Raw genomic sequence first — 14487 nt, forward strand, 5'->3', positions numbered from 1 at the left:
GTGCATGAGCGAGTACGACCGAGGGCCGCAGGGCGGCGGCGAGTACCCGTACGGCTACGGCCAGGGCTACTACCAGCAGCCGTACGACCACCAGTACGGGCAGCCCCGCGACCAGTGGGGCAACCCGTATCCCCAGCAGCACCCCTACACCCAGCCGTACGGCCACCAAGGGTACGGCCAAGAGGGTGCTCCTTACGGCTACGGATACCCGCCACCGGTGCCACCCCCGCCGCGGAAACGGCACCCCTTCCGGGCGCTGACCGTCGCGATCGTCGCCGTCGCGCTCGCCGTCGTCGCAGGACTCGGGATCGGGCACCTCATCTCGGCCTCGAACGCCCCGGCCGCGAGCGGCAACCAGAACTTCGGCTTCTCCGGGCAGCCCAGCGCCTCGAACACCACCACGCTCGACGCCGCCGCCGTGGCCGAGAAGGTCAAGCCGGCCATCGTCAACGTCAACACCGAGCTCGGCCTGCAGGGCGCGGCCGCGGCGGGCACCGGCATCGTGCTCACCCCCGACGGCGAGGTCCTGACGAACAACCACGTCGTCGCGGGCGCGACCAGCATCAAGGTGACCAGTATCGGCACCGGGGACACGTACAAGGCGCACGTCGTCGGCTACGACCGCGGCGACGACGTCGCCGTGATCCAGCTCGAGGGTGCCTCCGGGCTGACGGCCGCGTCCATCGGGGACTCGTCCACGGTCAAGGTCGGCGACCAGATCCTCGGGCTCGGCAACGCGGGCGGCAAGGGCGGCGACCCGGTCCCCGCGGCCGGCACGGTGGCCGCGCTCGACCAGTCGATCACCGCCTCCGACGAGTCCAGCGGGTCGTCCGAGCAGCTCACCGGGCTGATCCAGGTCCGCGCGAACATCGAGTCCGGCGACTCCGGCGGCCCGCTCGTCAACGCGAACGCGCAGGTCATCGGCGTCGACACGGCCGCGTCCACCGGCTACCAGCTCAACGGCCGCCGCAGCGGCGCGGGCGGGCAGGGCTTCGCGATCCCGATCAACCGGGCCGTCGACATCGCGCACCAGATCGTCGCCGGCACGGCGTCGGACAAGGTCCACATCGGCAAGACGGCGTTCATCGGCGTCTCGGTGACGGACGCCCAGGGCCAGGGCGGCGCCCAGGTCCGCGACGTGGTCGCGCGCGGCCCGGCGCAGCAGGCCGGCCTGGCGGCCGGCGACGTGATCACGGCCATCGACGGCAAGGCGATCGACTCCGCGACGACGCTGACCACGGTCATGGACACCCACCACCCGGGCGACCAGCTGACGCTCACGGTGTCGGACGCGTCGGGAGCGCAGCAGCAGATTCAGGTCAAGGCGATCGAAGGCCCGGTCGGCTGACGGACGGGCGCCGGTCGTGAGCGGGAAGACCGCCCACGACCGGCGCCGGGCTCAGTCGGCGAGGGCCAGCAGGTCGCCCTCCGGGACCGGCTCCGCGACGGTCCGCTTCCGCGCGACCAGGCCGCTGATCGCGATCAGCAGGCCCAGCACCGCGATGCCGGTCACGACGCTCAGCGCCGGGGTCAAGCCGGTGAGCAGCGCGGCGGGCGAGGCTTCACGGCCACCGTTGGCGGTCAGGACCGCCGTCACCACCGCGAGCCCGATCGCGCCGCCGACCTGCAGCGACGTGTTCAGCAAACCACCCGCGAGGCCCTGCTCGTTGTCCGAGATCCCGGCCGTGGCCTGGATGTTGAGCGACGAGAACGCCAGCATGAAGCCGATGCCGAGCAGGATCATGCTGGGCAGCACGTACCCCGCGTAGCCCGAGTGCTCGTCGATCCGCAGGAACAGCGCGTAGCCGATGACGTGCGCGACGACGCCCGCGAAGATCGTGCGCGGTGTGCCGACGCGGTCGATCAGCGGCTCGATGCGCGGCGAACCGAACGCCACGATCAGCGCCGCCGGCAGGAAGCCGAGCGCGGTCTGCAGCGCCGACCAGCCGAGCACCCGCTGCAGGTAGAGCATCACGACGAACTGGAACCCGATGTACGCGCCGAAGAACAGCGCGCCGCCGAGGTTCGCCCGGGCGAGCGGGCCCGACCGCAGGATGCCCAGCCGCAGCAACGGGTGGCTGCTGCGCTTCTCGATGACCACGAACGTCACCAGCAGGGCGAGCGCGACGACGAACGTGATCAGCGTGCGCGGCGCGGCCCAGCCGACCTCCGGCGCCTCGACGACGCCGAAGACCAGCAGCAGCGAGCCGGCGGCGCCGGTGACGGCTCCCGGGAAGTCGTAGCCGCGGCCCTCTTCCCGCGCGTACGACGGGATCAGCTTCCACGCGGCGACCAGGGCGACGAGCGCGATCGGCGCGGGCAGCAGGAACGTCCAGCGCCAGCCGACCTCGGTCAGCAGGCCGGAGAACACGAGCCCGGCGGAGTAGCCGCTCGCGCCGAACACGGCGAAGATGCTGATCGCCTTGTTGCGGGCCGGGCCCTCCTGGAACGTCGTGGTGATGATGGACAGCGCGGCCGGCGCGGTGAAGGCGGCGGCCAGGCCCTTGACGAAGCGGCTCGCGATGAGCAGCGCGCCGTCGTCGACGAGGCCGCCGAGCAGGGAGGCCAGCGCGAACACGGCGACGGCGACGAGGAACACGCGCCGCCGCCCGAGCAGGTCGGCGGTGCGCCCGCCGAGCAGCAGCAGCCCGCCGTAGCCGAGGACGTAGCCGCTGACGACCCATTGCAGTGCGCTGGTGGACAGGCCGAGGTCGGCCTGGATCGCGGGGAGCGCGACCCCGACCATCGACACGTCGAGCGCGTCGAGGCCGATGACGATCGAGACGGTGAGCAGGACACCCCAGAGACGTGCGTCCCACCGGGTCGTGGTGGTGGACAAGGACACGGAAGAGCTCATGCCGGCGACAGTACATGCACACGCATCTAATGTCGACGCATTTAATGTGTTTGCATCAGATGCGTGCGCATGCTAAGTTGGTCGCCGTGAGCGACGTCGCTGAGCAAGGTCTGGTGCAGGAGTGGCACGAGCTGCTGGCGCGCTATTCGGCCGTGTTCAGCACGCTCGAGTGCCGCCTCCAGGAACGCCACGGCATCGGCGCGAACGAGTTCGAGGCCCTGGAGCGGGTCGCGACGGGCGATGCGAAGTGCCGGTCGGCCGACCTCACGGAGGCCATCCACCTCAGCCAGAGCGCCACGTCACGCCTGGTCGCCCGCCTCGAGAAGGAAGGCCTGGTCGAGCGCGCGCTCTGCGAAGTCGACCGGCGCGGCATCTTCGTGACCCTCACCGACGCCGGCCGCGAGCGTTATCTCGCGGCGAAGCAGACCCACCGCGAAGTGCTGAACGAGACGCTTCGCTGACCTCGGCCCACGCCTCACCGCTCGTCCGTGCCCGGCACCTTGGCCGTGGTGATCGCGATGCGGTTCCACGTGTTGGTGGTGCAGATCAGCGCGAGCAGCTGGGCGAGTTCCTCGTCGCCGAACTCGCCGGCGGCGCGGGCGTAGACGTCGTCGGGGACGCCGCCCTCGGAAACCAGCGTGACGGCCTCGGTCAGGGCCAGCGCTGCCTGCTCCTTCTCGGTGAAGAAGTGCGTGGCCTCGTGCCACACCTGCACCATGTGCAGGCGCTCTTCGCTCTCGCCGGCCTTGCGGGCGTCCGAGGTGTGCATGTGCAGGCAGTAGGCGCAGCGGTTGAGCTGCGACGCGCGGATCCGGACGAGCTCGACCAGCGCGGGGTCCAGCCCGGCGCGGGCGGCGGCGTCGAAGCCGATCAGGGCCTTGAAGGCCTTCGGGGCGGTCTTGGCGAAGTTCACCCGGGTTGTCATGACCAGAAATCTAGGGCTCGGTTGACCCCTGTGTAGGGTGCATTTCCGTGCCGGAATCGTGGGTCAATTCGGGAGTCGACCTCCACCTGGAGCTGACGGCCACCGGGGGCAAGCGGGCCGCGCTGAGCACGGCGCTGCGCGACGCCGTCCGGGACGGCCGGCTCGCCCCGGGCACGCGGCTGCCGCCGTACCGGGCTTTGGCCGCCGACCTCGGGGTGGCGCGCAACACGGTCGCCGAGGCCTACGCCGAGCTCGTCGCCGAGGGCTGGCTGAGCGCCCAGCAGGGATCGGGCACCCGCGTCGCCGCCCGGGCAGAACCCCTCCCGGCGGCCCGGACGCCGAAGAAGGCGCCGGTTTCCGCGCCGCGGCACAACTTGCGGCAAGGTCAGCCGGACGCGACGTCGTTCCCGCGTCCCGAATGGCTGGCCGCCGCGCGGCGCGCGCTGAACACCGCCCCGCACGACGCGTTCGGCCCCGGCGATCCGCGCGGACGTCGCGAGTTGCGGGAGGCGTTGACCCAGTACCTCGCGCGGGCGCGCGGCGTGCGGACGTCGCCGGACCGGATCGTGGTGTGCTCGGGGTTCGCGCACGCGGTGCGGCTGCTGTTCCCGGCGGTGCTGGGCGGGCCGCTCGCCGTCGAGGCGTACGGCCTGGCGTTCCACCGCGGCCTTCTCGAGGCCGCCGGTGTCGAGACGATTCCCCTTGCCCTGGACGAAAAAGGCGCCCGCATCGACGAGCTGGCCGGGCCGGCGGTGCTGCTGACGCCGGCGCACCAGTTCCCGACCGGCGGCCCGCTGCACCACGAGCGCCGCACGGCGGTGATCGACCACGTCCGCGCGACCGGCGGCCTGCTGGTCGAAGACGACTACGACGGCGAGTTCCGCTACGACCGCAAGCCGGTCGGCGCGGTCCAGGGCCTCGACCCCGAGCACGTCGTGTACGTCGGCTCGGTCAGCAAGAGCCTGTCACCCGCGCTGCGGCTCGGTTGGCTGGTGCTGCCGGAGGCACTGGTCGACGCGGTGCTGGCGGTGAAGGGCGAGCGCGAAGCGTGGGCGAGCGTGCTCGACCAGCTGACCCTGGCCGAGTTCCTGACGTCCGGCGGGTACGACAAGCACATCCGGCGCATGCGCCGGCGTTACCGCCGTCGCCGGGACGTGCTGGTCGCGGCATTGGCGGCCCGCGCACCCCACGTCGAGCCGACGGGCATCGCGGCGGGCCTGCACGCGGTGCTGCGCCTGCCGCCGGGCACGGAACCGTCGGCGCTCGAGGCCGCGGCGGGGCAGGGGCTCGCCCTGGACGGCCTGTCCGCCTTCCGCCACCCGGCCAGCCGGATGTCCACAATGGACGGCTTGGTGGTCGGCTACGCAACCCCGCCGGACCACGCCTACCCGGCGGCGATCGACGCCCTGTGCCGCGCCTTGCCGCCCGCCTGACGGGGCCACGGCTTCCCGCTCGGCGGGCCGATGTGGCGCCGGGGTGGCACCGAACGCCGCGTGGGGGCGCTCGCGCCGAGGCCTACCCGACGATGTCGATCTCGAAGGGTTCCGAAGCGCTGTAGTTGATGTCCGCCCACACCGCGCCCGGAAGGTCGTAGCGGCGGTGGGATGTCAGTTTGTTGTCGTAGCCGGGTGTCTGCGTCGGGTTGTGGCCGATGCCCTGGTGGTCGCTGCCCCAGGCGTAGATATCGCCGACCCACATCGGGTTCGCGAAGCCCTCGCCGTCGAGGCGGGGGCGGACGATGACCGCCGCGCCCGGGCTGCCCGACAGGAAGACCCGTACCGCGTTCTGGTCGCCGTTCGGCGGGGTCACCGTGATGCGTTCCATGATCTCCACTCCGGTCGAGGCGGATCCGTTGCCGTTGCCGTTGCCGTCCACGCCGGGCCAGAAGTCGGCGACGGACGAGATGTCGTAGCCCGGCGCGACGTTCCCGCGGTACTGCTTGGCGATCGCGCCGTCGGGGATGGTGGGATCGCCGTTGTAGTGGGCGATCCAGTAGTGCGGCTCGGCGACACCGGCCGAGGAGAACGCCGAGCGAACCGAGGGCCACGTCGAGAGGCTGCAGTAGACCGTCGGGTCCGCGCCGGCCGCGCGCCGCATCCGGACCCAGCCCGGTGCCTGGCCCGCGGTGGCGTCGCCGGGCTCGACGTCGAGGACGTGACCGTCGTTGGTGGACGCCTTCTTGACGATCGTCACCTTGACCGCGTTCGGGAACCGTGCCCAGTCGGCGGACGACCAGGGTTCGAGCTTGATCCTGTCGATGTACCCCGCGACCATCTGGGCGCCGGCGGGGATGTTCGCTGCTGTGACCGCGTCGTACATCGTGCGCACGGGTTCCGTCTCCGTTCGGTGCCGTTCGCCGGTTCGGGGACGGCGAAATCGTCTCCGCGATCCGCCATCGTGCTGTTACCCCTGTGGGACGAGCGTCAAGCGGAAACGTTACGCGGTTCCGGAAGATCACCGAAACGGCCGCACCCGGCCATTCCTTCACCGCTTTCGCACGCGCCGGTGGTGACTTTCCGCTATCGGGACTGGCTTCCCGCTGCCCCGGCTGGCAAGCTGCCAGGACTTCGACGACGGAAGGTCACGTGCATGGCGGCACACCCGGTGCGGGCCCGGCGCATCGACGCGCGGGTGGTCGTCCTGAGCGTGCTGCTCGTGGTGGCCCTGCTCGCCTGGTTCGGTGTCGACTACCTCCGCGACCGCCTCGCCGCCGGCGGCTGCGACACCACGACGCCGGTGCGCATCACCGCGGCGCCGGACGTCGCGCCGGTGCTCACCGCGCTCGCGCGGACCGTGCCCGGAGGCGACTGCTACACCGTCGAGGTCACGGCGGCCGCGTCGACGGCCACCGCGGCGGCGCTCGAGGCCAACGGCGCGAACGGCCCGGACGTCTGGGTGCCGGAGTCGAGCACCTGGCTGCTGCAGGCCCGCGACGGCGGCGCGTGGAACCTGCCCGAGACCGGCCAGTCGGTGGCGAGTTCGCCCGTCGTGCTGGCCTTGACCGACGACGTGGCGAAGAAGGCGGGCTGGCCCGCGAAGTCCCCGTCCTGGGCGGACGTCCTCGGGGAGAGCCCGGTCGGATTGCCCGACCCGAGCCGCGACCCGGCCGGCATCGCCGCGCTGATCGGCCTGCAGCAGCTGACCAAGGACGCGCCCGACCCGGCCGCCGAGTTCACCCAGGAGATCCGCGCGGTCTCGGCGGTGAAGGAGCCGTTCACCGCGTCGCCGGCGTCCGAGCAGTCCGTGCTGGCCCGCAAGCTCGTCGCGGCGTACCCGGCGGCGGGAGTGCCGAGCTTCGACTACCCGTACGTCGTGCTGCCGCGCGCGTCGGAGGCGTCCCGGTCGGCCGCCGAGCGGTTCCTGCGGCTGCTGCTGGACCAGACCGCGACGAAAGCCTTCGCCGACGCCGGGTTCCGGACGCCGGGCGGGCAGCTGCTCGGCGACCGGCCGGCGGACACCCGCACGAACGCCGCTCCGCGCCCGGCCGGGCCGCCCGCGCCCGACGCGATGTACGGCGTCCTGCAGGCCTGGGCCGGGGCGAACCTCAGCGCCCGCGTCCAGGTGCTGCTCGACGTCTCCGGCTCGATGGCCGCCATCGTCCCCGGCACCGGCCGCAGCCGGATGGCACTCACGCTGGAAGCCGCGACGCAGGGGCTCGGCCTGTTCAAGCCGACGACCGAGATCGGCCTCTGGCTGTTCTCGACGCGGTTGGACGGCGACAAGGACTACAAGGAACTGCTGCCGATGCGGCCCATCTCCCAGCAGCTCGCCGCGGGCGGCGTGGCGACGCTGCAGGCCGTCAAACCCAAGCCCGGCGGCGCGACCGGGCTGTACGACTCGATCCTGGCCGCCTACCAGAACGCCCGCCAGAACTGGCAGCTCGGCCGGATCAACGTCGTGGTCGTGCTCACCGACGGCCGCAACGAGGACAGCGACTCGGTCGGCCTGCCCGGCCTGCTGAGCGAGCTGGGCCGGCTGCAGGACCCGCGGAAACCGTTGCCGGTGATCGGGATCGGCATCGGCCCGGACATCGACGCGAGCGAGCTGAAGCAGGTTTCGGCCGCCACCGGCGGCGAGTCCTTCACGACGCCCGACCCGCGCAAGATCTCCGACGTCTTCTACCAGGCGCTGAGCAAGCTCATGTGCCAGCCACCGGCCTGCAAGAATTGAGGACGCCCCTGTGTTGGTGGAAACCGAAAGACCCGCGACGCGAGTGATCTGGCGGCCATCGGCGGTGGTGCTCGCGGCGTTCGTCGCCGGGGTGGTGCCGTTCGCGTTCCACGCCTGGGCGGCCCTGCACGGGAGTTTCGCCCAAGACGACTTCGTGGTCACCTACCGGGCGGCCGCCGCCGGGCCGTTCGACCTCGGCTACCTCTTCCAGGGCTACCACGGGCACCTGCAGCCCGGAGGGTTCTTCCTCGCCGCGGTCGCGACGTGGTGGGCACCGCTGAACTTCCCCTTGCTGATGGCGCCGCTGCTGCTGATGCGGGCGGTCGCGACGGTGGTGTTCTGGTGCGTGCTCGTGCGCTGTTTCGGCCGCCGGTGGGCGATCCTGGTGCCGTTCACGGTCTTCACGGCCTCGACGCTCCTGCTGGTCCCGACGCTGTGGTGGTCGTTCGGCGTCCAGCTCGTCCCGGTGGTGCTGGCGGCCGTCGGCGCGCTGCACGCGCACGTGCGCTACCTGGCCGCCGGCGGCCGGTGGTGGCTCGGCGTCTTCGCCTGGACGCTCTTCGGGCTCGCGTTCTACGAGAAGGCCGCGGTGATCCCGGTGCTGCTGGCCGGGGTGACCGTCCTGCTCGGACGGTCCTTCCGGGAGCACGTCCGCTACTGGGCGGGGCTCGTCCTGCTGCTGGTGGCGTTCGTGGCCGTCTTCTTCGCGCTGACGTCGAGCCAGGTCGGGTCAGGCGAGCAGCCGGTGTCCGCCGGCACCGTCGCCGACCTGACCGGCCGGATGCTCGGCGACACCCTGTTGCCGGGTCTGGCCGGCGGCCCGTGGTCCGGCGCCGGCGCGGGAGCGACCTGGACGCCGTCGCCGTTCGCGGTCGTCGTCGTCCTGGTGGCGCTCGCGCTCGCCGTGGTGGTCGCCGGGATCCGCGCCGGCGGGCGACGCGCTGGGGGTGCCTGGCTGCTGTTCGCCGCCCTGTTCGCGGTGGACGTCGCGTTGCTCGCGCTGACCCGGCTGCGCGAGGTCGGGCCGTCGGCCGGGGACGACCCCCGGTACGTCGCCGATCTCGCGGTGGCGGCCGCCCTCTGCGGCGCGTTCGCGTTTTTGCCGCCCGGGGGAATTGCGCCGTCCGGTGGAAAGCGGGAACGGCCGATCACGCTAACCGTGTGCGTGCTTTTGCTCGCCGGTTCCGCGGTGGGTTTTTCGGGACTCGCGCCCGCGTTGCGGTTCGGGCATTCGGCGGAGTACCTCGGCAATGTGCGCGACGCCGTCGCGGAAGACCCGGACCTCGTTTTCTACGACACCTTCGTGCCCTCCGATGTGGTCCACGAATGGTTCGGGGCCGACTCGCAGGCGTCCCGGGTGGTCGGGCTGCTGCCCGGCACCCACTTCGACCAGCCGACGAACCGGATGCACCTGCTCGACGCCGCGGGCGAGCCGCACCTGATCACCGGCGTGGCGCCGGTTTCGCGCGGGAAGCCGGGCCCGGTGGCCAACTGCGGGTACGCGATCGGCGAGTCCGAGGTGGACATCCCGCTGGACACGCCCGTGCTCGGCCGGAACCTGGTCAAGCTCGACTACTACACCTCGGACGGCGGCGAAGGCCTGGTGGGCCGGACGCCCGTGTGGTTCCAGGCCGGGCTGCACTCGCTGTACCTGCCGGTGGACGGCCTCTTCGACCACCTCGGCGTGCGGCTGTCCAGCCCGGGCGCGCCGGTGTGCGTCGCGAAGGCCGAGGTCGGGAAACCGGTTGCTCAGTAGGGGTCGTACGGGCTGTCGTGCCCCAGCAGCCGGGCCACCGGCCGCAGCCGCAGGCGCAGCAGCACCTTGATCCCGACGTTGCGGACGAACCACGGCAGCTGCGCCAGCACCCGCACGCGGTCCGCCGTGGACGGTGGCCGGAGCTTGAACCGCGCCAGCGACGTCGCCCGGTCCACGTAGGTGTACCGGCGTCCGAAGAGGACCTTCACGATCGTGCCGAGCGTGACGCCGATCGAGGAAAAGCAGTCGTGGACCAGGATTTCCGCGTCCGGCGGCAAGTGCGCCGACCACCGCAGGTCGTCGGTGTAGGTCCAGTAGTCGTGCTTGCCGTCGATGTAAAGCAGCTGTAAGGGCCGGTCCCAGTCAGGGCGCAGTGCCGTGCTGTAACCGGCGACGAGCTCGACGACGTCGTCCAGCCCGGCCTGGCGGATGTTGCGCTCGAACAGCTGCCGCGTCGGCGATCCGCCGAACAGCCTGCCGTCGACGAACGGGTCGACCGCGATCACCGTGGCGCCGACCGTCCGGGCGGCCGCGCCCAGGACGATCGTGGATCTGCCCTGGTGGCTGCCGATTTCCAGGACGACGTCGCCCTTCTCCAGCCGGCGCGCGGCGTTCCACAGCGCTTCACCCTGCGCGCGCGTCATCCAGCCCTTGACCGGCTCGGCGAGAGCCCAGGCGTCTTCGAAGGAGATGGCGCACCTGCCAGGAGTTCGGGGGACTCAGCAAAATCGTCGGCACATGGTAGCCAGGTTTCCGCCTAGTATCTACCGGATGGTAACCGCCACCCGCGAACGGTCCCGGGACGACGCCCCGCCCTCGAGCGGCGTCCGGAAGTTCTCGGTGGGCGCGCTCTTCCGCCGGCCGAGCACGTGGATCGTGCTGGTGCTGACCACGGTGTCGTTCCTGCAGATGCCGGGGAAGACGACGTTCGACACGAAGCTCGACCTGGCCGTCGACCCGCTCGCGTTCCTGGGCCGCGCGCTGCACCTCTGGAACCCCCAGGCCACCGCCGGGGAGCTGCAGAACCAGGCGTACGGCTACCTCTTCCCGATGGGCCCGTTCTTCGCAGTGTGCCAAGCGGCCGGGATGCCCGCGTGGATCGCGCAGCGGCTGTGGGGCGCGATCCTGCTTTCGGCCGCGTTCGGCGGCGCGCTGCTGCTGGCGCGGGCGATGAAGCTCGGCACCGAGCGCACGCGGCTGATCGGCGCGCTCGGCTACGCGCTGGCGCCGCGCATGCTGACCGAAATCGGCGGTCTGTCCGCGGAAATGCTGCCCGCGGTGCTGCTGCCGTGGGTCCTGGTGCCGCTGGTCCGGGCGGGGACGATCGGCTCGCCGCGCCGCGCGGCCGGGCTGTCCGCGGTGGCCGTGCTGTGCATGGGCGGGGTCAACGGCGCGATGGTCGTGATGGCGCTCGTCCTGCCGGGACTGTGGCTGCTGACGCGCAAGTGGACGCGCCGGCACGTCGAACTGGTGCTGTGGTGGTTCGTCTTCGTCGTCGGCGCGACGCTGTGGTGGATCCTCCCCCTGCTGCTGCTCGGCGAATACAGCCTGCCGTTCCTGGACTACATCGAGTCCGCGACGAACACCACCGCGCCGATGTCGCTGTTCGAGGTGCTGCGCGGGACGAACCAGTGGGTCGCCTACGTCGTGCAGGGCACGCCGTGGTGGCCCGGCGGGTGGTCGCTGATCGACAACCCCGTGCTCATGCTGGCCACCGGGCTCGTCGCCGCGGTCGGGCTGCTCGGGCTCACCCGGCGCGGCCTGCCGGAGCGGCGGTTCCTGGTGCTGGGCGTGGTCACCGGCCTGACGCTGCTGACCATCGGTTACGTCGGCACGCTCGACAGCCCGGTGGCCGAGCAGGTCCGGCACCTGCTCGACGGGCCGCTGGCCCCGCTGCGCAACGTCCACAAGTTCGAGCCGGTGCTGCGGCTGCCGCTGATGCTCGCGTTCGTGCACGGCATCTCCGGCCCGGTCCGGCTGCAGTCCGCGCGCCGGTTCCTGCGCCCGGCGCTGGGGCTCCTGCTGGTCGTGGTGATGGCCGCGCCCGCGTGGCTGCTGAACCTGCGGTCCGGACCGGGCTGGGACGAGGTGCCCGGCTACTGGCACGACGCGATGGGCTACGTCGCCAAGGCCGACCCGAACGCGCGGACGCTGCTGCTGCCCGCCACCGGGTTCGGCGAGTACGACTGGGGCCGCACGGTCGACGAACCCGCGCAGGCGATCGCGAAGAGCCCGTGGGCGGTGCGCAACCAGGTCCCGCTCGGGTCCGAAGGCAACACCCGGCTGATGGACTCGGTCGACGCGGCCCTCGCGGACGGCCGGGGCGACCCCGGGCTGGCGTCGCTGCTGGCGCGGTCCGGGTACCGGTTCCTGCTGCTGCGCAACGACATCGACCGCGAACGAACCAACGCGCCGCCGATCGCGACGCTGCGTGCCGGGCTGGCCGGGTCACCCGGGATCGGCAAGGCGGCGGAGTTCGGGCCGCTGGAGATCTACGAGGTGAAGCAGGCGGTCCCGCTCGCCACGGCGACGTCCACAAAGGACGTCCCGACGGTCAGCGGCGGGCCGGAGAACCTGCTCCCGCTGATCGACTCCGGCCAGCTCGACCCGTCGACGCCGACGGTGCTGACCGGCGACGGCGGTTCGGCCGGCGGGCCGCGGCTGGTCACCGACGGGCTGCGCCGCGCCGAACGGAACGTCGGCGGCGTGCGGGACAACCTCAGCCAGACCCTCACCGCCGGCGAGGCGTTCAGGCAGCAGCGCGCCGCCGGCGACGTGCTGCCGTTCCCGGGCGAGGAACACCAGACCGTCGCCGCCTACCGGGGGATCCGCGCGGTGACGGCGTCGACGGCCGCGTCCTTCGCCGACGCCTTCGGCGGGTCGGACCCCGGGCACCAGCCGTTCGCCGCGATCGACGGCGACCCGCGCACGGCGTGGCAGTCGTCGTCGTTCACCGGCCCGGTCGGGCAGTGGCTCGAGGTGGAGCTCGACACGCCGCGGCTGGTGAACTCGGTGGACCTGCAGCTGGTGGACGACATCCGGGTCGGCTGGCCGGCGACGCGGATCCGGATCACCACCGACAACGGCTCGGTCGACCAGCAGGTGATCCGCGGCGCCGGGGCGCACAGCTACGCCGTGGCCGGCGGGGTCACGCGCAAGGTGCGGATCACGTTGCTGTCGCTGGTGGTCGGGCGGCAGGACGGGAACGTCGGCATCGCGGAGCTGACCATCCCCGGGACGCAGCCGCAGCGCGCCCTGGAAGTGCCCGCGGACCTGCCCGCCGGGCCCGCGCCGGGGTTCGCGTTCACGCGCGGGGCCCAGCCGCGCTTCGCGTGTCTCCCGGCCGGGGGCGCGGTGCGGTGTAACGCGTCCGCGGCCCGGGACGGCGAAGAACCCGACGGCATCCGGCGGTTGTTCAGCACCCCGGCCGAGCAGACGTTCCTCGTCGGCGGCTCGGTGCTGCCCGCGGGCGGCGGCAGGAACCCGGTGACGCTGCCGGGGGTGACGGTGGCGGCGACGTCCGAGCTGGGCGGCGACCCGGCGGCCGGCGGGTTCGCGGCGGTGGACGGCGACCCGGGCACGACGTGGCGCCCCGACGTCACCGACCTGCGGCCGGCGCTCACCCTGAACTGGACCGGGACGAAACGGATTTCGGGGCTGCACATCGGGGTTTCGCCGTCGAGCGGTGCTCGGGCGCCGCGGCAGGTGCAGCTGGTCGGCCGCACCGCGACGCGCACGGTGGAGCTGGACGCGGGCGGGTCGGCGTCGTTCGAGCCGATGGACACCGACCAGCTGCAGATCGTGCTCCCGGGGGACGACGACGATCCCGCGGCCCGCGCGGTCGTCGGCATCGGCAGCCTGGAGCTGGCCGGGACCGACGGCCTGCTGCCCGGGCCGGACCCGGCGTTCACGGTGCCGTGCGGCTCGGGCCCGAACGTCCACCTCGACGGGCTCGACTACCGGACGTCGGTGCAGGGGACGCTGGCCGACATCACCGCGCACCGGCCGCTGGCGCTGCGGATGTGCCGGGACTCCGAAGGCGGCGTCTCGCTGCCGGCGGGCGGCCACGAGCTGCGGACGGACCGGTCGGACTCGTTCGTCGTCCAGGACCTGTGGCTGCGCCCCGCCGTGGACTCCACGCCGGTCGTCCACCGCGCCGTGCAGGTCGGTGACTGGGACGCGGCTTCGCGGTCGGTGACGGTGGCCCCGGGCCCGGAGGCGGTCCTGGCGGTGCCGGAGAACGCGAACGCGGGCTGGGTGGCCACTTTGGACGGCCGCGAGCTGACCCGCACCCGGGTGGACGGCTGGCAGCAGGCATGGATCGTCCCGGCGGGCGCGGGCGGCGTGGTGTCGCTTTCGTTCACCCCCGACCACGCTTACCGGACTTCGCTGCTGATCGGCGCGTTCGCGGTGGTGCTGACGCTGGTGGGCGTTTTCTGGCCGGCGCGAAGGCGGTCGTACGCGGTGGTTTCCGGTGGTTCGCTGGTACCGGTGGTCCTGATCGGGCTGCTGGTCGCGCTGGGCGGGATGCTGCCGGTGGTGCTGCTGATCGCGTGCCTGCTGGCCCGCCAGTTCTGGGAGCGGGCACCGCGGTACCTGGCCTTCGGCGGGATGGTGCTGGCGGCCGGGGTGTCGGTGACGGGCCGGGTGCTGGGCCACGGCCAGGAGTGGGCGTACGGCCCGGTGACGCAGGCGGCGCTGCTGCTGGCGGCGGCCGCGATGGTGGCGACGTGCGTGGACTGGTTCAGCCGTGAAGATGCCGTGCGCGGCAATTAGGGT

General features: G+C 72.4%; 10 protein-coding genes. 6 read left to right on the top strand and 4 right to left on the bottom strand.

Annotation, left to right across the window (positions count from 1 at the left end):
* Nucleotides 1-4: 4 nt before the first annotated feature.
* The gene (locus ACWEN0_RS36890) at nt 5-1348 is read left to right on the top strand and encodes a S1C family serine protease (protein ID WP_451984265.1); all 1344 of its coding nucleotides are present in this window, start codon (nt 5-7) and stop codon (nt 1346-1348) included.
* Nucleotides 1349-1399: 51 nt separating this feature from the next.
* On the opposite strand, the gene ACWEN0_RS36895 is transcribed toward ACWEN0_RS36890, so the two are convergent.
* Nucleotides 1400-2857 (bottom strand): MFS transporter, encoded by a 1458-nt coding sequence (locus ACWEN0_RS36895; protein ID WP_451984267.1) that lies wholly within the window; start codon nt 2855-2857, stop codon nt 1400-1402.
* An 86-nt stretch (nt 2858-2943) separates the two neighbouring features.
* Between ACWEN0_RS36895 and ACWEN0_RS36900 the strand changes: the two genes are divergently transcribed.
* A complete protein-coding gene (locus ACWEN0_RS36900; RefSeq protein WP_451984269.1) occupies nt 2944-3318 on the top strand; it encodes a MarR family winged helix-turn-helix transcriptional regulator in 375 nt (124 codons plus the stop codon).
* A 14-nt stretch (nt 3319-3332) separates the two neighbouring features.
* Here ACWEN0_RS36900 and ACWEN0_RS36905 read toward each other — a convergent pair whose 3' ends face one another.
* Nucleotides 3333-3782, bottom strand: a complete 450-nt coding sequence (locus ACWEN0_RS36905) for a carboxymuconolactone decarboxylase family protein (RefSeq protein ID WP_451984271.1) — start codon at nt 3780-3782, stop codon at nt 3333-3335.
* A gap of 47 nt (nt 3783-3829) precedes the next feature.
* Between ACWEN0_RS36905 and pdxR the strand changes: the two genes are divergently transcribed.
* Nucleotides 3830-5215: a MocR-like pyridoxine biosynthesis transcription factor PdxR gene (gene pdxR, locus ACWEN0_RS36910; RefSeq protein WP_451984273.1), complete on the top strand. Its 1386-nt coding sequence runs from the start codon at nt 3830-3832 to the stop codon at nt 5213-5215.
* Nucleotides 5216-5297: 82 nt separating this feature from the next.
* On the opposite strand, the gene ACWEN0_RS36915 is transcribed toward pdxR, so the two are convergent.
* Nucleotides 5298-6110: a hypothetical protein gene (locus ACWEN0_RS36915; protein WP_451984275.1), complete on the bottom strand. Its 813-nt coding sequence runs from the start codon at nt 6108-6110 to the stop codon at nt 5298-5300.
* A 261-nt stretch (nt 6111-6371) separates the two neighbouring features.
* On the opposite strand from ACWEN0_RS36915, the gene ACWEN0_RS36920 reads away from it, so the two are divergent.
* Both ACWEN0_RS36920 and ACWEN0_RS36925 read left to right on the top strand, forming a co-directional pair.
* The gene (locus ACWEN0_RS36920) at nt 6372-7952 is read left to right on the top strand and encodes a substrate-binding domain-containing protein (protein WP_451984277.1); all 1581 of its coding nucleotides are present in this window, start codon (nt 6372-6374) and stop codon (nt 7950-7952) included.
* Between the two features lie 43 nt (nt 7953-7995).
* The gene (locus tag ACWEN0_RS36925; protein ID WP_451984279.1) at nt 7996-9708 is read left to right on the top strand and encodes a hypothetical protein; all 1713 of its coding nucleotides are present in this window, start codon (nt 7996-7998) and stop codon (nt 9706-9708) included.
* Here the strand turns inward: ACWEN0_RS36925 and ACWEN0_RS36930 are convergent.
* The gene (locus tag ACWEN0_RS36930) at nt 9702-10352 is read right to left on the bottom strand and encodes a class I SAM-dependent methyltransferase (RefSeq protein WP_451984281.1); all 651 of its coding nucleotides are present in this window, start codon (nt 10350-10352) and stop codon (nt 9702-9704) included. The two genes, ACWEN0_RS36925 and ACWEN0_RS36930, sit on opposite strands and share 7 nt — an antisense overlap.
* Nucleotides 10353-10479: 127 nt before the next feature.
* Here ACWEN0_RS36930 and ACWEN0_RS36935 point away from each other — a divergent pair, with 127 nt between their 5' ends.
* Entirely contained in the window at nt 10480-14484 is a 4005-nt protein-coding gene (locus ACWEN0_RS36935) for an alpha-(1->3)-arabinofuranosyltransferase domain-containing protein (RefSeq protein WP_451984283.1), read from the top strand.
* Nucleotides 14485-14487: the final 3 nt, after the last annotated feature.

The organism is Amycolatopsis sp. NPDC004378 (genome assembly GCF_053602455.1).

What these genes read in the sequence shown, in the direction of transcription:
- ACWEN0_RS36895 (WP_451984267.1), bottom strand. Translation starts at nt 2,857, where the DNA reads ATGAGCTCTTCCGTGTCCTTGTCCACCACCACGACCCGGTGGGACGCA.
- ACWEN0_RS36920 (WP_451984277.1), top strand. Translation starts at nt 6,372, where the DNA reads ATGGCGGCACACCCGGTGCGGGCCCGGCGCATCGACGCGCGGGTGGTC.
- ACWEN0_RS36890 (WP_451984265.1), top strand. Translation starts at nt 5, where the DNA reads ATGAGCGAGTACGACCGAGGGCCGCAGGGCGGCGGCGAGTACCCGTAC.
- ACWEN0_RS36935 (WP_451984283.1), top strand. Translation starts at nt 10,480, where the DNA reads ATGGTAACCGCCACCCGCGAACGGTCCCGGGACGACGCCCCGCCCTCG.
- ACWEN0_RS36905 (WP_451984271.1), bottom strand. Translation starts at nt 3,782, where the DNA reads ATGACAACCCGGGTGAACTTCGCCAAGACCGCCCCGAAGGCCTTCAAG.
- ACWEN0_RS36930 (WP_451984281.1), bottom strand. Translation starts at nt 10,352, where the DNA reads ATGACGCGCGCGCAGGGTGAAGCGCTGTGGAACGCCGCGCGCCGGCTG.